Origin of the sequence: Streptomyces sp. NPDC059010 (assembly GCF_042740355.1) — a bacterium.
In the GTDB taxonomy this organism is placed as follows: Bacteria; Actinomycetota; Actinomycetes; order Streptomycetales; family Streptomycetaceae; genus Streptomyces.
The window spans coordinates 129,516-153,369 of record NZ_JBHYJA010000020.1 but is presented as its reverse complement, the minus strand read 5'-3'; the positions used below and the strand labels follow the sequence as shown (position 1 = coordinate 153,369).

Sequence of the window (23,854 nt, the reverse complement as noted above, 5' to 3'; positions counted from 1 at the left end):
GGGCTGTTGGGGCGCGCGACCGTTGACTGGAGGCATGACGCAGAACGCAGCCGACATGGCGAACACGCAGCGGATGACGGTGGTGGTGACCGGTGCCTCGGGTCGTACGGGCAGCCGGGTGGCGGAGGCGGCGCGCGCGGCGGGGCTCACGGTGCGGGCCGCGTCCCGGGCGCGGGGCTTCGACTGGGAGGACCCGACGACCTGGGCGGAGACCCTGCGGGGCGCGGACGCGGCGTACCTGGTGTACCCGTCCGACGTCGGCTCCCCGGCGGCGGCCGAGGGCGTCGGGGCGCTGGCCCGGGAGGCGGTCGGACTCGGGGTGCGGCGGCTGGTGCTGCTGTCGGCGCGCGGTGAGGACCAGGCGCTGCCGGCCGAGGAGGCGCTGAGGGCGTCCGGCGCGGACTGGACGATCGTACGGGGCACCTGGTTCTCGCAGAACTTCAGCGAGGGGCCGCTGGTGGAGGGCATGGTCCACGGGGAGCTGGTGTTCCCGGCGGGTGAGGTGAAGGAGCCGTTCGTCGATGTCCGGGACATCGCGGACGTCGTGGTGACCGCGCTGACGTCCGGGGACCGGTATGTGGGGCGGACGCTGGTGCTGACGGGGCCGCGGCTGCTGTCCTGGCGGGAGGCGGTCGCGGAGATCTCCGGGGCGACGGGGAGCACGATCACGTACACGCCGGTCCCGACCCGCTCGTACGGGGAGGCGCTGGCCGGGTTCGGGGTGCCGCCCGAGGAGGTCGAGCTGCTGACGGAGGTCTTCGAAACGCTCATGGACGGCCGCAACGCCCATGTCACGGACGATGTCCGCGAGGTGCTGGGGCGTGCGCCGCGGGACTTCGCCGACTTCGCGCGGGAGGCCGCGGCGGCGGGGGCCTGGAAGGCCTGAGCTGCGGGAACGGACCGGTTCAGGTCCGCTCCGAGTCCTCCCCCTTGTGCGGCGGGTGCGGGTGGTGGGTGCTCTTCACATGGGTGCGCAGCCGGGAGGACACGTCCTCCGGCGGCAGGAAGCGGGACCACCGCTCGGGGAACTCCGACGGCATGTCGGGGTCGTCGGGGTCGTCGAGCCCGGGCTCGCGTCCGGCGGCGTGCCGGGCGACGTACTCGGCGACCTGGGCCTCGCGCAGCCGCTCGTTGGCGGCGCGGGCCGCGGCCGTCGCGGCGGCCGGCCAGACCCGGTCGATCGCGGCGTTGACCGCGGCCCCGACGAGCACGGCGAACGCGGACACACCGATCCACAGCATCACGGCGACGGCGGCGGCGAGGGAGCCGTAGATCGACGCGCCCTCGATCGTGTTCGTCAGGTAGATGCGCAGCAGGAAGCTGCCCAGCACCCACATGCCGAGGGCGACCAGCGCGCCGGGCACGTCCTCGATCCAGGGCGAGCGGACCGGCACCGACACGTGGTAGAGCGTGGTCAGGAACGCGATCGACAGAACGATCACCACGGGCCAGTACAGAACCTGCACCAGGGTCTCCGACCAGGGCACGATCCGTACGACCGCGTCCGGTCCGGCCACCATCAGCGGCAGCGCCACCGAGCCGATCAGCAGGGCGGCGATGAACAGCAGGAACGCCACCAGCCGGGTCTTGACGATGCCCCGGACGCCGTCGAGGCCGTACATCACGGTGATCGTGTCTATGAAGACGTTCACCGCGCGGGACCCCGACCACAGGGCGAACAGGAAGCCGACGGAGATGACGTCGGGGCGGCCGCCGTGCATCACGTCGTCCAGGATCGGCTGGGCGATCTGGCGTACGCCCTTGTCGGACAGGACGGTGCGGGAGGCCTCCAGGAGGTTGGTCTCCAGGCTGCTGATGGTGTCGGTGCCGGTCCAGTCGTCGACGTAGCCGAGCAGGCCGATGAGGCTGAGCAGCAGCGGGGGCACGGACAGCAGGGTGAAGAACGCGGCCTCGGCGGCGAGCCCCAGGATGCGGTACTCGATGCAGGAGTTGACGGTGTCCTTGATCAACAGCCAGGCGGTCCGGCGTTTGGAGACGTTCCGGTAGAGGACACGCGCCCGATGGAGTCGGCCGGAGGTCCGCTGGGGGGGTTCACTTGCTGGCTGCACGACCTAAAGGTATCCGCCAAGCGGGGGCGCACTCATAGCGGCGCCGGGTGCACGCACCGTCGCCACCTGCCCGGTCCCCCGCGCCGCCGCCGTGTCAGGGTGGGAACCACCGGCCCACGGAGGGATAGGTTCACAGCCATGGCAGGCAGTACGCACACGGTGACCAACCAGCCCCCGCCCCTGGTCGGCTACGACCTCTACAGCGCCGACCGGGCCCTCACCGAGGCCGTCGAGCGTCACCTCGCCCCCGAGCTGCTGGACGAGGTGCGCGGCGAGCTGGCGGCACTCGGGCGGACCTGCGGTTCGGCGCAGGTGCAGGAGTGGGGAGCGCTGGCCAATGAGAACCCGCCGCGGTTGCGCACACACGACCGCTACGGCCGTCGTATCGACGAGGTCGAGTTCCATCCGTCCTGGCACCGCCTGCTCGGCAAGGGCGTGTCCGCGGGGCTGACCGCGGCCTGGGCGCGGCCGGGCGGACATGTGCGACGGGCGGCGGCCTTCCTGCTGTGGACGCAGGTCGAGGCCGGCAACGGCTGCCCGCTGTCCATGACCCACGCGGCGGTACCCGCCCTGCGCACCGACCCCGACCTGGCCGCCGAGTGGGAGCCGCGGCTGACGTCCATGATCTACGACCGTGATCTGCGGCCCGCCGGACAGAAGGCCGGGGCGCTGTTCGGGATGGGCATGACAGAGAAGCAGGGCGGCAGCGACGTCCGCGCCAACACGACGGCCGCGCGTCCCCTCCCCGACGGCGAGACATACGAGCTGACCGGGCACAAGTGGTTCTGCTCGGCCCCCATGTCCGACGCCTTCCTGGTGCTGGCGCAGGCTCCGGGAGGGCTCACCTGTCTCCTGGTGCCTCGGGTGCTGGAGGACGGCACCCGCAACCCGTTCCTGATCCAGCGCCTGAAGGACAAGCTGGGCAACCGCTCCAACGCCTCCGCCGAGGTCGAGTTCGACGGGACGTGGGCGCGCCGGGTCGGTGACGAGGGGCGCGGGTTGCGCACCATCATCGACATGGTGGCGGCGACCCGGCTCGACTGTGTGCTCGGCTCCGCCGGTCTGATGCGGCAGGCCGTCGCACAGGCCGTCCACCACTGCACGCACCGCGAGGCGTTCGGCGGCAAGCTCGTCGACAAGCCGCTCATGCGCAACGTCCTGGCCGACCTGGCCCTCGAATCGGAGGCGGCGACCACCCTCGCACTGCGGCTCGCGGCGGCCTACGACGACGACGGCGAACAGGAGCGGGCCCTGCTGCGGATCGCGGTACCGGCCGCCAAGTACTGGGTGACCAAGCGCTGCACACCCCTGACGGTCGAGGCGTCCGAATGCCTGGGCGGCAACGGCTACGTCGAGGAGTCCGGCATGCCCCGCCTGGTACGCGAGTCACCGCTGAACTCGATCTGGGAGGGCGCGGGCAATGTCCAGGCCCTGGACGTGCTGCGAGCGTTGCAACGGGAACCCGCCGCGCTCAACGCCTACCTGCAGGAGGTCGGCAAGGCCCGCGGCGCCGACCACCGCCTGGACGGCGCGATCAAGGGCCTGTTGACAGAACTCGCCGACCTGGAGGGCATCGAGACAAGGGCTCGGCGCCTGACCGAACGCCTCGCGCTGGTCCTTCAAGGCTCGCTACTGATCCGTTTCGCCCCATCGGAGGTGGCAGACGCGTTCTGCGCGTCCCGCCTCGGAAACGACGGAGGCATGGCCTTCGGCACACTCCCGTCAACGCTGAACCTGACGGCGGTGGTCGACAGGTCCAGGCCGCAGGCCTGAGACCTGGGGACGCGGGGCTGAATCGATATGCGGCTCCGCCGCGTGGGCGCGACAAGCCACCACGCACCCGCAGACGCCGACGAATCACCAAGTGGCATCCCCCGTAGCGATTCGGCCAAACCGCCGGAGGTAGGGGGTGGTGCTGCGCCGACACGGCACCACCCCCGCTCAGGGCCCGTTCGAGGCCTCGAACGCCGCTCGGGACGGCGCCGCTCAAGTTTCAATCAGTTCAGCGCGGTTCACCAGGGTTGCAAGGGGTTGCAACTTGCCGGCCTCCGAGTGCGGAGTGTGCCCCTCCGCGAGCCGTGGACGGCACTATGAGACACACACTCAGATGGAGACCCTTCCCCCGGGAGGACCCTTGGCGCTCTCGCCGACGGACGTGACGCAGTTGGCCACCGTGGACTCGGCGCGGGCTGCCCGGGTTCTCAGCGAGGTCCGCGCCGCCACACTGGCCGGACAGCGCGCGCCCGTCGCGCCGCGCCCGGTGATCGAGCAGTCCTGGGAGCGCATGCTGCGCGGCGGAGTCGACCCGGACCACGACGTCCGGTCCGGCCTGCTGTCGCGGGAGGAGGTGCAGCGGCGCCGGGAGGCCACCGTGCTCAAGCATGTGCTGCCGGTGCTGCGCGAGGGGCTGCTGTCGGTCGCGGACGTCGCCCACCACATCATGGTCGTCGCCGACGACGAGGGCCGGGTGCTGTGGCGGGAGGGCAACTCCTCCGTGCTGCGCAAGGCGGACGGCCTCGGGTTCGAACTCGGCGCGGACTGGCGGGAGAGCGTCGTCGGCACCAACGGCGTGGGCACTCCGGCGGTGGTGCGCCGGCCCGTGCAGGTCTTCGCCTCCGAGCACTTCCAGCGCTCACAGACCACCTGGACCTGCACCGGCGCCCCCATCACGGATCCCCGGGACGGCAGGCTGATCGGCGTGGTGGACGTCAGCGGACCGCTGGAGACCATGCACCCGGCCACGCTCGCCTGGGTCGACTCGGTGGCCAAGCTCGCCGAGGCCCGGCTGCGCGAGCTGCATCTGACCTCGCTGGAGCGGCTGCGCGCGGTGGCGGCGCCGGTGCTGGCCCGGATCACCGGGCGGGCGCTGGTGGTGGACCGGGACGGCTGGACCGCCGCGGTGACCGGGATGCCGTACACGGGCCGGATCGCGCTGCCCAAGTCCCTGGCGCCGGGCCGCCGGTGGCTGCCGCAGCTCGGTCCGTGCTCGGTGGAGCCGCTGGCGGGCGGCTGGCTGCTGACGCCCGCCGACGAGGCGGTGCCGGCCGGGGCGGCGCGGATCACGCTGGACCTGACGCAGCCGCGCCGCTGGTCGGTGACGGTGTCCGGCAGCGCGGGCTCCTGGAGCCATGAACTGAGCCCCCGGCACGCCGAGTTGCTGTATCTCCTGGCTCTGCACCGCAGCGGCCGCAGCGCGGCGGGGCTGGCCGAGGACATGTTCGGCGGCGCGGGCCGTACGGTGACGGTGCGGGCGGAGATGTCCCGCGTACGGCGCTATCTCGGGGCGTTCCTGGAGCACCGGCCGTACCGCTTCCGGGAGGACGCGGAGGTCGCCGTACTGCTGCCGGAGGACCCGCGTGACCTGTTGCCGCACTCGACGGCGCCGGCGGTGGCGCGGGGGCGGGCGTCGGCCGAGGCGCCCTGAGGAGCCGGGCGGCCGGCAGTCGTGTTGCGGGGGACCACGAGTGGTGTCTTCCGCATATTTGCGGGGTCTTAGTCCGCAAGCGTGCCCAACTGCCGTAGCATCCCTCTACGAGCCACCCCACCTGCTCTTTTGGTCAACGCTCAGACCAATAGGGGCAGTTGGCTCGCCTCGGGAGGTTTGATGAAGCAGCGCGGCAGACACCGTAGACGCAAGCAGGGCCGTGCGGTACGCGCGTTCCTGGCCGGAACCGCCCTGGCGCTCACCGCCGCCGCCACGATGATCAGCGCCTCCCAGGCGACGGTCGGCGACAACCCCGGCGCCCTCGAACCTCTCACCAGGGCCTCCGACACCCGCGCCCTCGCCCTGCGGGAGCAACTGGTCCCACAGTCCACCCTCGATGAACTCGCCTCCGGGATGGGCCGGCCGGTCGGTGTTCGTGCCGTCCTGGAGAGCGCCGACCGCGATCTGCGCGCCGCCTCCGGCTGTACGGCCGACGAGCGCACCGCGCTGCCGGTCGCGCCGGCCGCGAAGCGCGCGTACTGCTGGGACGCCGCCGGCACCCGGGGCTGGCGGGCGGGCGCGGTCACCACCTCGGGAGACGCCGACGACGACGGCTGGTGGAACGACAACCGGGTGCTGCTGTCCGGCTGGAGCCGGGGCACCGCCGACCGCGGTCTCGCCAGGGTCGCGTTCGTCGACGCGAACGGTCTGGACCACCTCCGCTACTCGTCGGCCCTGCTCGTCGTCCCGGTGGACGGCGGACGCGACTACCGCGCGCTGTCCTCCCGGCTGTCCGGCATGGTCTGGTACCAGGACAAGCTGCTGGTGACCGCCGCCGACGGGCTGTACGTGTACGACATGAACCGCGTCCAGCGCACCACCGTCGACAGCCCCGCGGTGGGCCGCGTCGGGGACGGCTGGTCGGCGCACGGCCAGCGCTTCGTCCTCCCGGCGATCGGCTCGTACCGGCTGACCGGCTCGGACGACGCTCCCCGGCTCGGCGCCCTCTCCCTGGACCGCAGCACGGCGCCGGACAGCCTGGTCGCGGGCGAGTGGACGCCGGCGGACAGCGAGGAGCACTCCCGGCTGTGGCGCTACGACTTCGACACGGACCTGGCCCGCACCGGCCTGCTGTCCGTCGACGCCACCGGGGTCGCGTCCGCGGTCGAGGCGTACGAGACGGAGGCGTCCGGCATCCGGGGCCTGCTGTCGCACCGGGCCGCCGGGGCCGACCGCTCCGACTGGTACCTGGGCCACGACCCCGGCACCACCGACCGGCAGGGCAGCCTGTGGCGCCAGGACACCGAGGGCGCCGAGGCGACCCGCTGCGGCTCGGAGAACGCCCCGCGCTGCTGGGGCGTCCAGGCGGGCCCCCTGTCGTACTGGGAGGCGACCGGCGAGGTCTGGTCCCAGTCGGGCCGGGCGCTGTTCACCGTGCCATTGACGTCGATCGCCCAGGCCCTGGGGTAGACGACCGGTCCTGGTCCGTAGTCGGCAGGGCCCTGGTCCGTAGTCGGCAGCATCCTGCGGCGATCGACAGATCGGCCGTACGGATGATTCCCTGGCCGCCATGACCAACATCCCCGTGACCACCTGGTCCCTGGAGCAGACCTCCCCCGGCGACCTTCTCCCGGCCGCCGCCCCGGAGGGGGACGTGCGGATCGTCCGGGCCGAGGTGCCCTCGCCCGAGTTCAGCCGGTTCCTGTACGCGTCCGTCGGCGGGGACATCCAGTGGATCGACCGGCTCACCTGGACGTACGCCCGCTGGCGGGAGCATCTGGAGCGGCCCGGGGTGGAGACATGGGTCGCCCACGACCGGGGCACACCGGCCGGATACGTGGAGCTGGAGCCGCAGGACGACGGGGTCGTGGAGATCGTCTACTTCGGCCTGATCCCGGCCTTCCGCGGCCGCCGCATCGGCGGACACCTGCTGGCGTACGGCGCCGCCCGCGCCTGGGACCTCGCCGAGCGCTGGCCCGGGCTGCCGCAGACGAAGCGGGTATGGCTGCACACCTGCAGCAAGGACGGGGAGCACGCCATGGACAACTACCAGCGGCGTGGCTTCAAGCTCTTCGACACCAAGGTCGAGGAGGAGAGCGAGACGGCCACGCCCGGTCCGTGGCCGGGGGCGTACCCTGGCTGACCAGGACGGAAACGGCCGAATCGGGCCATGTGACCGACGACACCCCTGTCTCACGCTACGGGACAGGGGTGTCCGCATAATGGACGAAGCTGGACTGTGTCCAGATTGCCGTGACACGCTTCCGTCATGTCTGGAACTGGAATTGCCTTGGTGAGTCGGCGGCACGTCGACCTCGGCCGCATGTCCAGCGCCATCTGTCCGGTGCGCTGACAGCTTCGCAGCGCCCGACATCTCCCTCTTTCGCTTCATTCCCGCGCAATGACGCGCGGGTCTGCCTGCGCGCTCGTATGCGCAGGTGAGAGCCGCTTTCCCGCCTGTCCCGAAGGACGTATCAACCATGGCCGCCACCCCGCAGAAGCCTGCCGCCGCGACTCCCCGCCGCAAGGTGAGCCGTCACCGTGGCGAGGGCCAGTGGGCCGCGGGGCACCACACCCCGCTCAACGGCAACGAGCAGTTCAAGAAGGACGACGACGGTCTCAATGTGCGGACACGCATTGAGACGATCTACTCCAAGCGGGGCTTCGACTCCATCGACCCCAACGATCTGCGCGGACGTATGCGCTGGTGGGGGCTGTACACCCAGCGCAAGCCCGGGATCGACGGCGGCAAGACCGCGATCCTGGAGCCGGAGGAGCTGGACGACAAGTACTTCATGCTGCGGGTGCGGATCGACGGCGGCCGGCTGACCACCGAGCAGCTGCGGGTCATCGGCGAGATCTCACAGGAGTTCGCGCGGGGCACCGCCGACATCACCGACCGGCAGAACATCCAGCTGCACTGGATCCGTATCGAGGACGTCCCGGAGATCTGGAACCGGCTGGAGGCCGTCGGGCTGTCCACCACCGAGGCCTGCGGTGACTGCCCGCGTGTCGTCATCGGGTCGCCGGTCGCCGGTATCGCCGAGGACGAGATCATCGACGGCACCTGGGCGATCGACGAGATCCACGAGCGGTACATCGGCAGCAAGGAGTTCTCCAACCTGCCGCGCAAGTTCAAGACGGCGATCTCCGGCTCCCCGCTCCTCGACGTGGTCCATGAGATCAACGACATCGCGTTCGTCGGCGTCGAGCACCCCGAGCACGGCCCCGGCTTCGACCTGTGGGTCGGCGGCGGTCTGTCCACCAACCCTAAGCTCGGCGTCCGGCTCGGCGCCTGGGTGCCGCTGGCCGAGGTGCCCGAGGTGTGGGCCGGCGTGGTCGGCATCTTCCGCGACTGGGGCTATCGCCGGCTGCGCACCCGCGCCCGGCTGAAGTTCCTCGTCGCCGACTGGGGCCCGGAGAAGTTCCGCCAGGTCCTGGAGGACGACTACCTCAAGCGCAAGCTGGTCGACGGTCCCGCGCCCGCCGAGCCCTCGGGCCGCTGGCGCGACCACGTCGGTGTGCACCGGCAGCAGGACGGCCGCTACTACGTCGGTTTCGCCCCGCGCGTCGGCCGCGTCGACGGCGCCACGCTCACGAAGATCGCCGAGGTCGCCGAGGCCCACGGCTCGGGCCGGGTCCGGACCACCGTCGAGCAGAAGATGATCATCCTCGATGTCGAGGAGGCGCAGGTCGAGCCGCTGGTCGAGGCCCTGGACGCGCTGGACCTGACCGCCAAGCCCTCCCCGTTCCGGCGCGGCACCATGGCGTGCACCGGCATCGAGTTCTGCAAGCTCGCCATCGTCGAGACCAAGCAGCGCGGCTCCCAGCTGATCGACGAGCTGGAGCGCCGTATCCCGGACTTCGACGAGCCGCTCACCATCAACATCAACGGCTGCCCGAACGCCTGCGCCCGTATCCAGGTGGCGGACATCGGTCTCAAGGGGCAGTTGGTCGTCAACGACCGGGGCGAGCAGGTCGAGGGTTACCAGGTGCACCTGGGCGGCGCGCTCGGTCTGGAGGCCGGGTTCGGGCGCAAGGTGCGTGGCCTGAAGGTCACCTCCGAGGAGCTGCCGGACTACGTCGAGCGTGTCCTGAAGCGGTTCCAGGAGGAGCGCGAGAACGGCGAGCGGTTCGCCACCTGGGCGGCGCGTGCCTCCGAGGAGGCCCTCTCATGAGCGAGCGGGCCGCCCCCTTCTACTGCCCCTACTGCGGCGACGAGGACCTCCGTCCCAGCGAGCAGGGCCACGGCGCGTGGGAATGCGCGGCGTGCAACCGCGCTTTCCAGTTGAAGTTCCTCGGGCTGCTCACCCGGGGCCTCCAGCACAACGACGCAGGGGGAGAAGAGATATGACCGCGGTTCAGGAAGAACGCGCGACCGAGGATCTCAGGGCGCTCGCCGAGCAGGCGGGCCGTGATCTGGAGGACGCCTCCGCGCTGGAGATCCTCCAGTGGGCGGTCGACACCTTCGGCAAGCGCTTCTGTGTGACCTCCTCCATGGAGGACGCGGTGGTCGCCCACCTCGCCTCCCGGGCGATGCCCGGCGTGGACGTCGTGTTCCTCGACACCGGCTACCACTTCGAGGAGACCATCGGCACCCGCGACGCGGTCGAGGCCGTGATGGACGTCAACGTCATCACGCTCACCCCGCTGCAGACGGTCGCCGAGCAGGACGCGCAGTACGGCCCCAAGCTGCACGACCGCGACCCCGACCTGTGCTGCAAGCTGCGCAAGGTCGAGCCGCTGGAGCGCGGGCTCAAGGGCTATGTGGCCTGGGCGACCGGGCTGCGCCGCGACGAGTCCCCGACCCGGGCGAACACCCCGGTCGTCGGCTGGGACGAGAAGCGCCAGAAGGTGAAGATCTCCCCGATCGCCCGCTGGACCCAGGACGACGTGGACGCGTACGTCGCCGAGCACGGCGTCCTGACCAACCCGCTCCTGATGGACGGCTACGCCTCCGTCGGCTGCGCCCCCTGCACCCGCCGGGTGCTGGAGGGCGAGGACGCACGGGCCGGCCGCTGGGCGGGCCGCGGCAAGACCGAGTGCGGGCTGCACGGCTGACCCATGACCGCGTCTTCTACGTTTCCCACGTACTCAGCGAATTTGGAGAACCACGTGACGAGCGGAGCCACCGTCTGGCTCACGGGTCTGCCGAGCGCCGGCAAGACCACCATCGCCTACGAGCTGGCCGGCCGGCTCCGCGAGGAGGGCCACCGCGTCGAGGTGCTCGACGGCGACGAGATCCGCGAGTTCATCTCGGCGGGCCTCGGCTTCAGCCGCGAGGACCGGCACACCAATGTGCAGCGCATCGGCTTCCTGGCCGAACTGCTCGCCCGCAACGGCGTCAAGGCGCTCGTCCCGGTGATCGCACCGTACGCCGACAGCCGTGACGCGGTGCGCAAGCGCCACCAGCAGAGCGGGGCGCCGTACATCGAGGTGCACGTGGCCACTCCGGTCGACGTGTGCTCCGTACGCGATGTGAAGGGGCTGTACGCCAAGCAGGCCGCGGGCGAGCTCACCGGGCTCACCGGGGTCGACGACCCCTACGAGGAGCCCGAGTCGCCCGATCTGCGGATCGAGTCCCAGAACCAGACCGTGCAGGAGTCCGCGGCGTCGGTGTACGCCCTGCTCAGCGAAAGGGGTTTGGCATGACGACGACCGTCGCCACGGTGGAGGAGGGTACGGACTCCCCGTACGCCCTCTCGCACCTGGCCGCGCTGGAGTCCGAGGCGGTGCACATCTTCCGCGAGGTGGCGGGCGAGTTCGAGCGGCCGGTGATCCTGTTCTCCGGCGGCAAGGACTCCATCGTCATGCTGCACCTGGCGCTCAAGGCGTTCGCCCCCGCCGCGATCCCCTTCTCGCTGCTGCACGTCGACACCGGGCACAACTTCCCCGAGGTCCTCGACTACCGCGACCGCACCGTCGCCCAGCACGGCCTGCGACTGCACGTCGCCTCCGTGCAGGACTACATCGACCGCGGGGTGCTCAAGGAGCGTCCGGACGGCACCCGTAACCCGCTGCAGACGCTGCCGCTGACCGAGAAGATCCAGAGCGAGAAGTTCGACGCGGTCTTCGGCGGCGGACGCCGTGACGAGGAGAAGGCGCGGGCCAAGGAGCGGGTCTTCTCGCTGCGCGACGAGTTCTCCCAGTGGGACCCGCGCCGTCAGCGGCCCGAGCTGTGGAACCTGTACAACGGCCGGCACGCACCCGGCGAGCACGTCCGCGTGTTCCCGCTGTCCAACTGGACCGAGCTGGACGTCTGGCAGTACATCGCCCGGGAGGGCATCGAACTGCCGCAGATCTACTTCGCCCACGAGCGCGAGGTGTTCGCGCGCAGCGGCATGTGGCTGACCGCCGGTGAGTGGGGCGGCCCGAAGGACGGCGAGAGCGTCGAGAAGCGTCTCGTGCGCTACCGGACCGTCGGTGACATGTCCTGCACCGGTGCCGTCGACTCCGACGCGGTGACCCTGGAGCAGGTGATCACCGAGATCGCCGCCTCCCGGCTGACCGAGCGCGGCGCCACCCGCGCCGACGACAAGATGTCCGAGGCCGCGATGGAAGACCGTAAGCGCGAGGGGTACTTCTAAGCATGAGCACGACCACGGAACTCTCCGAGACGACCCTGCTGCGGTTCGCCACCGCGGGCTCCGTCGACGACGGCAAGTCCACGCTGGTGGGCCGGCTGCTGCACGACTCCAAGTCGGTCCTCGTCGACCAGCTGGAGGCCGTGGAGCGCGCGTCCGCCTCGCGCGGGCAGGACGCCCCGGACCTCGCGCTGCTCACCGACGGTCTGCGGGCCGAGCGGGAACAGGGCATCACGATCGACGTGGCGTACCGTTACTTCGCCACGCCCCGGCGCCGGTTCATCCTGGCCGACACCCCGGGCCATGTGCAGTACACCCGCAACATGGTCACCGGCGCCTCCACGGCCGAGCTGACGGTGATCCTGGTCGACGCCCGCAACGGCGTCGTCGAGCAGACCCGCCGCCACGCCGCGATCGCCGCGCTGCTGCGGGTGCCGCACGTCGTGCTCGCCGTGAACAAGATGGACCTGGTCGACTACCAGGAGTCGGTGTTCGCGGCGATCGCCGAGGAGTTCACGGCGTACGCGCTGGAGCTCGGCGTCCCGGAGATCACCGCGATCCCGATCTCGGCGCTGGCCGGGGACAACGTGGTGGACCCGTCCGCGAACATGGACTGGTACGGCGGCCCGACCTTCCTGGAGCACCTGGAGACGGTCCCGGTCACCCACGACCTGAGCCACTGCCACGCCCGCCTCCCCGTGCAGTACGTGATCCGGCCGCAGACCGCCGAGCACCCCGACTACCGCGGCTACGCCGGGCAGATCGCCGCGGGTTCGTTCCGCGTCGGCGAGTCGGTGACGGTGCTGCCGTCGGGCCGCACCTCGAAGATCTCCGGGATCGACCTGCTGGGCGAGCCGGTCAGCGTCGCGTGGACCACGCAGTCGGTGACCGTCCTGCTGGAGGACGACATCGACATCTCGCGCGGCGACCTGATCGTGCCGGCCAAGGACGCGCCCGCGACCACGCAGGACATCGAGGCGACGGTGTGTCATGTCGCCGACGCGCCGCTGACCGTGGGGCACCGGGTGCTGCTCAAGCACGGCACGCGCACGGTCAAGGCGATCGTGAAGGACATCCCGTCCCGCCTCACGCTGGACGATCTGTCGCTGCACCCGCATCCGGGGCACCTGGTCGCCAACGACATCGGCCGGGTGAAGATCCGGACCGCCGAGCCGCTGCCGGTCGACTCCTACGCCGACTCGCGCCGCACCGGCTCGTTCATCCTCATCGACCCCAGCGACGGCACCACGCTCACCGCGGGCATGGTCGGCGAGTCCTTCGCCTCGCCGGAGCCGGTCAAGGACGAGGCCGAGGACGACGGGTGGGACTTCTGACATGAAGGCCTACGACGTCTACTCCACGTTCGCGAAGGAGGGCGGCCGCGTCGGCAGCGGCGTGCTCGGCTGGGGGTCCCCCCGAACGGAGTTTGGGGGAGGACAGGGCGGAGTGTCGCGATGTGTGCGCTGACCCGCCCTCTGCCCAACCGCCGATCTCCCGGCCGCGCCTGACCAGGGCGTGAGTGCCGGGCCACCGAGAGGAACCCCTCCCCGTGCCTGCCACCCCCGCTCTGCGACGGACGCTCGCCGTCCTGGCCGCGCTGCCGCTGCTGGCCCTCGCGGCCTGCGGCTACGGCTCGCAGGCCAAGGAGAACACCGAGCAGGCCATCGCCGGGGCGGCCAAGGTCGACGGGCTGGACTCGGTGCGGATCGGCTACTTCGGGAACCTCACCCACGCGACCGCGCTGGTCGGCCGGCACGAGCGGCTGTTCCAGAAGGAGCTGGGCGGGACGACGGCGGAGTACATCCCGTTCAACGCCGGTCCCTCGGAGATCGAGGCGCTGAACTCGGGGTCCATCGACATCGGCTGGATCGGCCCCTCCCCCGCCGTCAACGGCTACCTCAAGTCGAACGGCGAGAACCTGCGCATCATCTCCGGGTCGGCCTCGGGCGGTGTCAAGCTCGTGGTCGACCCGGAGAAGATCAAGTCCCTGGACGACATCAAGGGCAGGAAGATCGCCACGCCGCAGCTCGGCAACACACAGGACGTGGCGTTCCTCAACTGGATCTCGGAGCGGGGCTGGAAGGTCGACGCGGCGAGCGGCAAGGGTGACGTCTCCGTAGTCCGTACGGACAACAAGATCACGCCGGACGCCTACAAGTCGGGCTCGATCGACGGCGCCTGGGTACCGGAGCCGACCGCGTCGAAGCTGGTCGCCGAGGGCGGGAAGGTGCTCCTGGACGAGGCGGACCTGTGGCCCGGCAAGAAGTTCGTGATCACGAACGTCATCGTGCGGCAGGACTTCCTCAAGGAGCACCCGCAGGCCGTGGAGGCCGTGTTGCGGGGCTCGGTGCGCACCAACAAGTGGATCGACGCCAACCCGGAGAAGGCGAAGGCCGCGGCGAACGCGCAGCTCAAGGCCGACACCGGGAAGCCGCTGCCGGCCGGTGTGCTCGACCCGGCGTGGCAGTCCATCCAGGTCACGGACGACCCGCTGGCCTCCACCCTCGGCACCGAGGCCGAGCACGCGGTGCGGGCGGGGCTGCTGGAGAAGCCGGATCTGCGCGGCATCTACGACCTCACCCCGCTGAACAAGGTCCTCAAGGCCGAGGGCGAGCGCACGGTCGACGACGCCGGGCTCGGTGTGAAGTGACGTCGTGAGCAAGGCACTGACCCCGATGAGTTCCCGATGATTTCCCAGGAGGTGACGACCATGGCAACGGCACTCGCCAAGGCCGCCGACACGGATACGTCCGTGGAGCACGCCGCGCGCATCGAGCATGTCTCGAAGTCCTTCGCCGGCCCCGCCGGTCAGCAGCTCGTCCTCGACGACATCACGCTCGATGTCGCGCCGGGCGAGTTCGTCACCCTCCTCGGGGCGTCCGGCTGCGGCAAGTCGACGCTGCTGAACCTGGTGGCCGGCCTTGACCGGCCCAGCGCGGGCAGCATCACGACCGACGGGCGACCGGCGCTCATGTTCCAGGAGCACGCCCTCTTCCCGTGGCTGACCGCGGGCAAGAACATCGAACTCGCCCTCAAGCTCAGGGGTGTCGCCAAGGCCGAGCGGCGCGAGCGCGCCGAGGAGCTCCTCGAACTGGTCCGGCTGAAGGGCGCGCACGGCAAGCGGGTGCACGAGCTGTCCGGCGGTATGCGCCAGCGCGTCGCCATGGCGCGGGCGCTCGCCCAGGACAGCAAGCTGCTGCTGATGGACGAGCCGTTCGCGGCGCTGGACGCGATCACCCGGGACGTGCTGCACGACGAGCTCACCCGGATCTGGCGCGAGACACAGCTGTCCGTCCTGTTCGTCACGCACAACGTGCGTGAGGCGGTGCGGCTCGCCCAGCGGGTCGTCCTGCTGTCCTCCCGGCCGGGCCGCGTCGCCCGCGAGTGGACGGTCGGCATTCCGCAGCCGCGTCGTATCGAGGACGCCGAGGTGGCCGAACTGTCCCGGGAGATCACCGAAGAACTGCGTGGGGAGATCCGCCGCCATGGCCAGCACTGAGACGACCGCCGCCAAGGACGGCAGCGATCTCGCCGGACTCGAAGCGGGTCTGGACGCCCTGGAGACGGTCCAGACGAGTCGTACGCCGTTCCGGCGAACCCTGACCCAGAAGGTTCTGCCGCCCGTCGTCGCCGTCGCGCTGGTGCTGGCGCTGTGGCAGTTCCTGGTGTCGTCCGGGATCGCCGGCGACCCGACGAAGCTGCCCGCGCCCTCGGACGTGTGGGATGAGCTGCGCGAGTCCTGGCTGCAGGGCACGCTCCACCAGTACATCTGGACGTCCGTCTCGCGCGGTCTGCTCGGCTTCCTGCTGGCGCTGGCCATCGGGACGCCGCTGGGGCTGCTGGTGTCGCGTGTCCGGTTCGTGCGTGCGGCCATCGGGCCGATCCTGTCCGGGCTGCAGTCGCTGCCGTCGGTCGCCTGGGTGCCGCCTGCCGTGATCTGGCTGGGCCTCAACGACCGGATGATGTTCGCCGTGATCCTGCTCGGGGCGGTTCCGTCCATCGCCAACGGGCTGGTGTCCGGCGTCGACCAGGTGCCGCCGCTGTTCCTGCGGGCCGGCCGCACCTTGGGGGCGACGGGGCTGAAGGGGACCTGGCACATCGTGATGCCGGCCGCACTGCCCGGCTATCTCGCGGGTCTGAAGCAGGGCTGGGCGTTCTCCTGGCGGTCGCTGATGGCCGCGGAGATCATCGCGTCCTCCCCCGACCTGGGTGTGGGGCTGGGGCAGCTGCTGGAGAACGGCCGCAACACCAGTTCCATGTCCATGGTCTTCTTCGCCATCCTGCTCATCCTCGTCGTCGGCATCGCCATCGACCTGCTGATCTTCAGCCCGCTGGAGCGGCGGGTGCTGCGCAGTCGCGGTCTGCTGGCAAGGAGCTGAGGTCCTGTGTTCAAGAAGCCGGTTCTTCTCGTCATCGCCCACGGCAGCCGTGACCCTCGGCATGCCGCGACCGTGCATGCCCTGGTACGACGAGTTCGGTCGCTGCGTCCGGACGTGCGGGTGGAGACCGGCTTCCTCGACTTCAACATCCCGTCGGTGCAGGGGGTGCTGGAGTCGTTGGCGGCGGAGGGTGTACGCGACGTGGTGGCGCTGCCGCTGTTGCTGACGCGGGCGTTTCACGCGAAGGCGGACATCCCGGCGGTCCTGCGCGACGCGCCGCCGCAGCTGCGGATCCGGCAGGCGGAGGTCCTCGGCCCGTCGCCGCTGCTGACGGCGGCCCTGGAGCGGCGCCTGTACGAGGCGGGCCTGACGCCCGCCGACAAGTCCTCGACCGGGGTCGTGCTGGCCTCGGCGGGGTCCACCGACCCGGAGGCGATCGCAGTGATCGCAGAAATCGCGCGGGAGTGGCGGCACACCGGTTGGTGCGCCGTGCGGCCTGCGTTCGCCTCCGCATCTCTTCCCCGCACCGAGGACGCTGTGCGGGAGCTGCGGGAGCTCGGCTGTGAGCGGGTGGCCGTGGCGCCGTATGTACTGGCGCCGGGGTTTCTGCCGGACCGGATTGCCCGGGGTGCGGCCGGGGCGGATGTGCTGGGGGATGTGCTGGGGGCCGCGGCCGAGGTGGCTCGGGTGGTCGTGGAGCGGTATGAGGCGGCTGGGGTGCGGGTCTTGACCGCCGTCGGAGCGTAGGCCTCCGGCGGTTGGGCGGGGCTACGCGACCCAGCCCCCACGCGGCTCAGGTCGCAGCTGGTCAGGGACGCTTCGATTCGGAAAAAACCGTCTCCCCGGGGGCGGGGATCTGCTGGGATGTTCCCCGAAGAGCTATCGGGGGAGAGCGGCGCACTTGGCTGGACGCGAGTTCGGGCATCACTTGGGGCTGCCACGGGCGTTGACCGGGCTGCCGTTGAGTCCGCTGGTGCCCGGGTATGCCCAGCTTGTCGCCGCGCAGCACGCCGCGGGGTTACGGCACCTGGGCGAGGCGCTGCTGCCGCCCGGGGGTGGCGGGTTACGTGTGCTCGACGGGTTGTACGTCGCGTCCGGGCCCCGTGGGCGACAGCGGGTGGACGGTGCTCTGCTGGGCGGCCTCGCGCGGACCGCGACTCCTACGGCGTCCCTTGTGGGGCTGCTCGCCGAACTGCACCGGCGTGATCCGCAGGCGCTGCGCAGGGTCGTGCTGTATCAGCTGATCGGGTTGCTGCAGGAGCGGGAGCGGGGTGAACGCCCGCGTTTTGCCGTCGAGTTGGGGGTGCATCCGGACGAGGTCGCCGGGGTGGTGGCGGCGGCGGGGCTGCGGGCCGTTCTCAGTCGGCAGCAGCTGGATGCCGCCGAGTCTCTCGCCGATGCCTGGGAACGGCACCGGCTGCATCGGGTGCGTGCGCTGTTGGAGCGGCTGCCGCAGGACCGTACCGATCCGGCGCTGGAGGCGCTGCGGGGTGCGCTGGTCTTACGGTTGGGTGCCGTTGATGCTGCCCTGCGTGCGGCCCGGGAGGCCGAGGGGCGCGGGGACGTCGAGCGGGCGACCGAGGAGTTGCTGGGGGCGCTGCGTGAGGCCGTCGATGATCGGCGGGCGCTGCGTGCGCTGGTTCGTCATCATCGGCCCGGGTCCGGGGAGCCCTCTCCGCTGAGTGCCGAACTCCGTTCGGATCATGTCGAGTTGAGCTGGGCGGGAACGGAAACAGGTACGGACGAGCGGGGCTGGCTGCTGCTGTGCCTGTATCGGGACCCGGTGGGTGCGGCCAAGGTGCGGGAAGTGGCGGTGCAGGGGGGCGGTGCGGCTCGGGACACTGTCGTTGCCCTTGGTTCCAGCGTTCGGTATGCCGCCCTTCCGTTGCGCGACGGGGTCGTCGCCGGGGCGCCGTTGGTTTCGCGCCGGGTGCTTGTCGCGCCCGAGGTGGAGGGGCTCGCCCTGGTGGACGGGCCCGAGCGGGTCGAGGGCTCCTGGCGGCGGCCGGCCGGAGCGGCGGAGGTTACGGTCGAGTGGAGCGGGGTGGGTGGGGGCGGGGGGCAACTGCCGTGCCGTGACGATGGGTTCGCCGCTTCCGGTCTCGCCATCGGTACGCATGCCTTCCGGGTCGTCTGCCATTACCGGGCTCCCGATGGAGCTCTCGTCCCCTCCCCTGGCGTCCGCGCCGACCGCACCGTCCATGCCTGGCCCGACCCCGTTCGCACCCTCACCGCTCGCCCCGACGGCACTGCCGTGCGGTTCGAGTGGACCGGTGTGCGGGACGGCGAGGTCCGGCTCGTTCGGTGGCCCGGTGCTGCCCCGGCGCCGGGCAGTGAGCTGCGTACCGAGCAGCTTCCGGCGCGGCTGGACCGGCCCGAGCGGGCCGGGGTGCTGGATCCGCCGCCGGGCGGGGTCACGCGGGTCGCCGCCGTCGCCGTGCTCGGTGAGCGCGCGCTCGCCGGTCCCGTGGTCGATGTGGAGGTGCTGCGGGCGGTCACCGGGCTCGTCGTCCAGCGGCTTCCGGAGGGACAGGCGGCGGTCAAGCTCGACTGGCCCGACGGGGTCGGTCATCTGGTCGTGGACTGGGAGCCGCTGACCGAGGCTCTGAGCGGTTCGGATGTGGGTGACGTCGGCTCCGTCTCCGAAGGAGGGTCCGGTGGCCGTGGTCGGCGTACCGTCACCGCCCATGCCTACCGCCGTAACGGACTGCGGTTGTCCGTCGGGGCGGGTGGGGTGGTGGTTCGGGCCGCTGCCGTTGCTCAGGCGCCCGGGGCCGTCGTCGTGCCCGCCGTCGCCGCCGAGGCCGTGCTGCCGCCGGACACCGCGATCGGTTATCAACTCGTGCGCGGGCCAAGGCGGTTGCTCGGCCGGGGCCGTACCCTGTTGCGCGTCACCCTGTCCGCTCCCCTCGGGCACACGGGCGTCCCGGAGTTCGTGTGCGTCGCGCGCAGTGGCACCCTCCGGCCGCGTACCGCGACCGACGGCACCACCGTGCTGCGCATCCCCGGCACCGACCTGACCCGGCACGGCACGGTCGAGCAGGAGTTGCCGGCCGTGCCCTGTCCGGCCCCCTACACCCTGCGCGGCTTCCTGCTGGGTGAGCACGCGGCCGCCGTACGTCTCGAAGAACCGTCCCCCGCGACCCTGGTGGTGCGCTGACCATGACGACCGTGATCTGTCCCTACTGCTTCGACCGCTCGTCCGCGGCCAAGCTGCCCTACCGCTGTCTGATGACCCCGAGCGGTGTTCGGGGCGGCACCCCCTGCGGTCCCCAACGTGACGACATATGGGCCGGGTTCATGGGGCCGAGCGCGCCTCCGGCGGCCCGGATGCGCGGTCCCGTGTTCGCCGCGGGCCGCAGGCTGCCCGCGGTGGGCGGCGGGCTGCGCGGGGGCAGCAGCGTGCCCTGTCCCGACTGCGGGGTGCCCACGCCGGTGCGGGTGTGCCGGGCCTGTCACAACGATCTGCCGAGCGACTACTGCGACCAGGACAGCCGGATCATCGCCCTGGTCGGCGCGAAGGCCTCCGGCAAGAGCACCTATGTGTCCGTGCTGGTCAACGAGTTGAACCAGCGTGTGGGGCAGGCCTATCACGCCTCGCTGGCCGCGATGGGGCAGACCACCCAGCAGCGGGACAAGGAGATGGCCGAGGACCTGTACGAGCGGCTGCGGTTGCCGGACGCGACGCGGCCCGCCGCTCTCGGCTTCAACGATCCGCTCCTGTACCGGCTCAGCGTGCCCAGACGCGGACGGCCGGGCTCCGGTACCCGGCACACCACGCTGGTGTTCTTCGACGCGGCGGGCGAGGATCTCGCGGGCGCCGAGGCCATGGACCGCTACACGCGCTATCTCAGTGCCGCCGACGGCATCGTGCTGCTCGTCGATCCGCTGCAACTCGGTTCCGTGCGGGACCGGTTGCCCGTGCACGACGGCCCTCCGCTGCCCGTCGTCGAGACGCCGCCGCAGCAGATCGCCGCCGACCTCGCGGCGCAGCTGCGCGCCCACGGCAAGGGCGGCTCCCGCGGCCGGGTGTCCACGCCGATCGCGGTGGCCGTCACCAAGACCGACATGCTCAAGTCGCTGCTCGACCCGCATTCGCCCGTGCTGCGCAACGCGCCGCACACCGAGGGCCGGTTCGACCAGGACGACCGGCTCGCCGTGCACGAGGAGATCCGGTCCCTGATGGCCGACTGGGACTCGGGGGCTCTCGTACGTCAACTGGAACTGGACTTCGCCGAGTTGTCGCTGTTCGGACTGTCGGCCCTCGGTGCGCCGCCGCCCGCCGAGGCACCCGCGGATGTACCGAAGTCGGGCCCGCAGCCGGTGCGGGTGGAGGACCCGCTGCTGTGGCTGCTGGCCCGGCGGGGGCTGCTGCCCGTGCGGTCCGCCGCGAAGGGACGCGCAGGAAAGGGACGTGTCAAGTGACCCTCGCCCAACTGCACTACACCTCGGCGCCGCCCGGGCCGGACGGCTCGGGGTTCCGGTTCACCGCGGTCAGCGCCGGGGTGCCGCAGGGGCTGCTGCGGGAGGCCGAGCAGCTCATCGGCTACGAACCCCCGCGTGACTTCCCCGCCCGGCCCGACGCCGAGCAGCTGAAGGGCTTCCCGAAGGCCTTCAGTTTCTCCGAACTCGCCGATGGTGGGCGGCTGTTGAGCCGTTCCGTGTACACCGGGGCGGACTACAGCGGCCGGTGGGGCAACTTCCACGCGCACGCGCTGCATCTTCCCTCGGGCATCCGGCTGCCGGACGGCGCGCTGCCGATCACCGCGTGGGAGTCGCCGCGCTGGGCCGACACCACGCCTGCGGACGGCCGGCCCCAGCCGGTCGACCGGTTCGAACCGTCCGGGCTGCTCCGCAAGGACGGCCTCGTCGCCTTCGCCGTGTCCCGTTCCGAACGGCTCGCCGCGTTCTTCGCCGACCTGCGGGCGTTGGCGGAGGATCCCGACGCCGCCGGCCAGATCGTCCTCGTCGAGCACGACAGCGCGGACGTCGCCCAGTGGATCGCGCTCGCCTGCACGGTGCTGCCCCGCGAGCAGGCCCACCGGCTGACGTTCACCACCTACACGCGCCGCCCGCAGCAGGCCCGCCAGCAGATCGTCGGCGTCCTGCCGTCCTCGGAGTCCGTCAGCCACGACCACCGCTACCGGGTCCACGACTGTACGGCCCGGCCGGCGCCGGACGCGGTGACCGATGCCTGGGCCCAGATCTGCGCGCACATCTGGTGCGCCGGGCGCCCCGACCTGTTCCGCGACACCTCCACGGAGACCGGGCCGTTGGCGGTGGCCGCGCTGGTGGCGGGTGTCGAGCTGGGCACGGTGGGGCGTACGGCGGCTGCCGGGTGGGCCGTCGAGCACGCGGGCACGCTCGCCGACGACACGTTGACCGCGCTGGTGGGGGCCTTGTGCGAGGGCGGAGGCAGCGGCGGAGGCAGGAGTGCGGGCGGGAGCGCCGACGGTGAACATGCCGCGCTGGCCGCTCTGCTGGCCCGGCTGGAGGGGCAGTTGCCGACCGTCGTGACCGCGCCCCTCGCGGCTCGGGTGCTGGTCTCCGCCGTACGGGGCCGGGGGCCCATGCCCGTTCTGCGGGCCGGGTCGCTGACCGCCGAGGCTCAGGCCACGCTGGCCCGGGATCTGGCACCTTCCCTTCGCGCGGGCATCGCCGACGAACTGGAGCCGGCCACCGGCCGCCCCCTCGCGCTGCTGCGGACCGCGGATCTGCTGGACATCGACTGCCAGGACCTGCTTCCGGAACTGGCGGGACGGCTGGCCCGGGGGCTGGTCGCGGAGCCTTCGGCGGGCCCGGCGGGAGCGGCGGGCGCTGTGGGCTCGGCAGGCTCGGTGGGTTCGGCAGGCTCGGTGGGTTCGGCACGCTCGGCGGGTGCTGCCGGCCGCGCGGGCGGGGACTCGGCGGGTTACGGGGCGAACGATGTGGCCGGGTACGGGGAGGGGCGCTCCCCGGCCGACGGGAGGGGCCGTCCCCCGGCCGACGCGTGGTGGAGCCAAGCCCCGGGCGACGGTCCCGGCAGGGCGGCGTCCGGCGACGGTTCGGGCCGGGACTCCGTCGGCCGCGCGGATCGTGCGTCGGGGCCCGGGCCCGCCGGAAGCGGTCGCCGGGCGGGCGACGCCTGGTGGAGTCAGACTCCGGACGACGGCCTCGGCAGCACACCGGCCGACGGTTCGGGGCCCGCCCCGGCCGGCCGCCCCGCCTCCCTCGCCGGCGACCCGCCCGCCGAGCCCCCGTCCCCCTGTCCTCCCGCCCTCCTCGACGCCGTGCGCGAGCATCCGGCCCTGCGTATCGCGCTGTTCGGAGCCCTGAACGCATTGGCGCAGGCCGACCCGCCCGGTGTGGCGCGGAGGCTGGCCGGGACCGGGCTGCCCGTGGATCTGCAGACCGGGTTTCCGCATCTGCAGATGTGCGTCATGCCGGGCGAGCCGGTCGGAGGGAGCGGCGGTGACCGGCTCGGGCGGTTCCACGGAGTGCTGCGCAGCGCGGGTGTCTCGCCGCACGCCGACACGGCGGTCCTGCGCACCGCGCTCGACCTGGTGTGGTCCGGCGTGCTGCCGACCGGCCAGGAGGCGAGCTTGCTGCTCAACCAGCTGGGGTCGGACATCCACCGCGCGGCAGGTACCCGGGACATACTGATCGACGCGGCGCTCGCGGCGCCCCCGGACGACCCCGACGTCCCGGTGTTCGCCGCCGATCTGCTGCGCTGCTTCCCCACGGAAGTGCGGCCCGGGCAGCGTGCCGCGCTGCTGCTGCTGGAGTTCGCCGGACTGCTCGGTACCGAGGGCGAGGGCGAGGACTGGGTCGAGCGGGCGTTGGCACTGCGGGACGGTGCGGCCGAGCCCGTTCCGGGGACGGTGCTGGAGCGGATCGCCGACGCCCTCGCGTGGCGGCTCGTCCTGCGGCCGGAGCCCGAGAGCGAGTTGTACGCCCTGGCCAGGGCGGCCGAACCGCGGCTGCTGGCGGCGTACGAGCGGGTGGGGCGTTCGGACCGGGTGGGTGACCGGCTGCGGACGGTGCCGTCGTATGTCGCCGTCTGCTTCGGTGCCTGGAACGCCTTCGCCGGTACCCGGCCGGGGTGGGACGAGACACGGACGGCCCTGCTGACGAAGGTACTGCGGCCGATCGTGCGGGCGCTGCCCGCCGAGGACGTCGCCGCCGTCGAGGAGGTCCTCGGGCGGGCGGGACGCGGCAGGCTCGACGCGTTCCGCGCCTGGAACCGTCCGGGCGCCCTGGGCCGGCTCGCCGGCCGGCTGTCCGGGCGTGGCCGGCGCGGCGCGGACCAGCCGCCGGTGTGGCCCGGGGACGTGGAGCCGCCTGCCGAGGGGCGGCGCCGATGAACAACGTCATAGCCGTCGTGGCCGCCGCCGGGCGGGCTCGTGAAGGGGATCGCCG

General features: G+C 71.9%; 20 protein-coding genes. 19 read left to right on the top strand and 1 reads right to left on the bottom strand.

What is annotated here, in order from left to right; genetic code table 11:
* Positions 1-34: 34 nt before the first annotated feature.
* On the top strand, positions 35-886 hold the full coding sequence (locus tag ACFWYS_RS23115) for an NAD(P)H-binding protein (protein WP_384772005.1): 852 nt from the start codon (positions 35-37) through the stop codon (positions 884-886).
* A gap of 19 nt (positions 887-905) precedes the next feature.
* On the opposite strand, the gene ACFWYS_RS23110 is transcribed toward ACFWYS_RS23115, so the two are convergent.
* Positions 906-2,069: a YihY/virulence factor BrkB family protein gene (locus ACFWYS_RS23110; RefSeq protein WP_384772002.1), complete on the bottom strand. Its 1,164-nt coding sequence runs from the start codon at positions 2,067-2,069 to the stop codon at positions 906-908.
* Positions 2,070-2,207: 138 nt separating this feature from the next.
* On the opposite strand from ACFWYS_RS23110, the gene ACFWYS_RS23105 reads away from it, so the two are divergent.
* The 18 genes from ACFWYS_RS23105 (at position 2,208) to ACFWYS_RS23020 (ending at position 23,799) form a co-directional block, all read left to right on the top strand.
* Positions 2,208-3,842, top strand: coding sequence for an acyl-CoA dehydrogenase family protein (locus ACFWYS_RS23105; RefSeq protein ID WP_384771999.1), 1,635 nt, complete (start codon positions 2,208-2,210; stop codon positions 3,840-3,842).
* A 361-nt stretch (positions 3,843-4,203) separates the two neighbouring features.
* Positions 4,204-5,493: a GAF domain-containing protein gene (locus ACFWYS_RS23100; protein WP_384771996.1), complete on the top strand. Its 1,290-nt coding sequence runs from the start codon at positions 4,204-4,206 to the stop codon at positions 5,491-5,493.
* A 180-nt stretch (positions 5,494-5,673) separates the two neighbouring features.
* Positions 5,674-6,963: a hypothetical protein gene (locus ACFWYS_RS23095; RefSeq protein ID WP_384771993.1), complete on the top strand. Its 1,290-nt coding sequence runs from the start codon at positions 5,674-5,676 to the stop codon at positions 6,961-6,963.
* Positions 6,964-7,063: 100 nt separating this feature from the next.
* Entirely contained in the window at positions 7,064-7,636 is a 573-nt protein-coding gene (locus ACFWYS_RS23090) for a GNAT family N-acetyltransferase (protein WP_384771991.1), read from the top strand.
* Between the two features lie 126 nt (positions 7,637-7,762).
* Positions 7,763-7,846 (top strand): putative leader peptide, encoded by an 84-nt coding sequence (locus tag ACFWYS_RS23085; protein ID WP_349817346.1) that lies wholly within the window; start codon positions 7,763-7,765, stop codon positions 7,844-7,846.
* 127 nt (positions 7,847-7,973) lie between these two features.
* A complete protein-coding gene (locus ACFWYS_RS23080; protein ID WP_384771988.1) occupies positions 7,974-9,671 on the top strand; it encodes a nitrite/sulfite reductase in 1,698 nt (565 codons plus the stop codon).
* On the top strand, positions 9,668-9,847 hold the full coding sequence (locus ACFWYS_RS23075) for a hypothetical protein (RefSeq protein ID WP_384771986.1): 180 nt from the start codon (positions 9,668-9,670) through the stop codon (positions 9,845-9,847). The genes ACFWYS_RS23080 and ACFWYS_RS23075 overlap by 4 nt, the downstream gene beginning before the upstream one ends.
* The gene (locus ACFWYS_RS23070) at positions 9,844-10,554 is read left to right on the top strand and encodes a phosphoadenylyl-sulfate reductase (protein ID WP_384771983.1); all 711 of its coding nucleotides are present in this window, start codon (positions 9,844-9,846) and stop codon (positions 10,552-10,554) included. The genes ACFWYS_RS23075 and ACFWYS_RS23070 overlap by 4 nt, the downstream gene beginning before the upstream one ends.
* A 54-nt stretch (positions 10,555-10,608) precedes the next feature.
* Positions 10,609-11,145 (top strand): adenylyl-sulfate kinase, encoded by a 537-nt coding sequence (cysC, locus tag ACFWYS_RS23065; RefSeq protein ID WP_384771981.1) that lies wholly within the window; start codon positions 10,609-10,611, stop codon positions 11,143-11,145.
* Positions 11,142-12,080, top strand: a complete 939-nt coding sequence (cysD, locus tag ACFWYS_RS23060) for a sulfate adenylyltransferase subunit CysD (RefSeq protein ID WP_384771978.1) — start codon at positions 11,142-11,144, stop codon at positions 12,078-12,080. The genes cysC and cysD overlap by 4 nt, the downstream gene beginning before the upstream one ends.
* A 2-nt stretch (positions 12,081-12,082) precedes the next feature.
* Positions 12,083-13,411: a sulfate adenylyltransferase subunit 1 gene (locus tag ACFWYS_RS23055; RefSeq protein WP_384771975.1), complete on the top strand. Its 1,329-nt coding sequence runs from the start codon at positions 12,083-12,085 to the stop codon at positions 13,409-13,411.
* A 215-nt stretch (positions 13,412-13,626) separates the two neighbouring features.
* Positions 13,627-14,727 carry an aliphatic sulfonate ABC transporter substrate-binding protein gene (locus ACFWYS_RS23050; protein WP_384771973.1) on the top strand — a complete coding sequence of 367 codons (1,101 nt, stop codon included), beginning with the start codon at positions 13,627-13,629 and terminating at the stop codon, positions 14,725-14,727.
* Between the two features lie 60 nt (positions 14,728-14,787).
* Positions 14,788-15,576 (top strand): ABC transporter ATP-binding protein, encoded by a 789-nt coding sequence (locus ACFWYS_RS23045; RefSeq protein WP_384771970.1) that lies wholly within the window; start codon positions 14,788-14,790, stop codon positions 15,574-15,576.
* Positions 15,563-16,456 (top strand): ABC transporter permease, encoded by an 894-nt coding sequence (locus ACFWYS_RS23040; RefSeq protein WP_384771967.1) that lies wholly within the window; start codon positions 15,563-15,565, stop codon positions 16,454-16,456. Before ACFWYS_RS23045 ends, ACFWYS_RS23040 begins: the two co-directional genes overlap by 14 nt.
* 6 nt (positions 16,457-16,462) lie before the next feature.
* On the top strand, positions 16,463-17,203 hold the full coding sequence (locus tag ACFWYS_RS23035) for a sirohydrochlorin chelatase (protein ID WP_384771964.1): 741 nt from the start codon (positions 16,463-16,465) through the stop codon (positions 17,201-17,203).
* Positions 17,204-17,357: 154 nt separating this feature from the next.
* Positions 17,358-19,616, top strand: a complete 2,259-nt coding sequence (locus ACFWYS_RS23030; protein WP_384771962.1) for a hypothetical protein — start codon at positions 17,358-17,360, stop codon at positions 19,614-19,616.
* 2 nt (positions 19,617-19,618) lie between these two features.
* Positions 19,619-20,881, top strand: coding sequence for a hypothetical protein (locus ACFWYS_RS23025; protein ID WP_384771959.1), 1,263 nt, complete (start codon positions 19,619-19,621; stop codon positions 20,879-20,881).
* On the top strand, positions 20,878-23,799 hold the full coding sequence (locus tag ACFWYS_RS23020) for a GTPase-associated protein 1-related protein (RefSeq protein WP_384771955.1): 2,922 nt from the start codon (positions 20,878-20,880) through the stop codon (positions 23,797-23,799). Before ACFWYS_RS23025 ends, ACFWYS_RS23020 begins: the two co-directional genes overlap by 4 nt.
* Positions 23,800-23,854 lie beyond the last annotated feature (55 nt).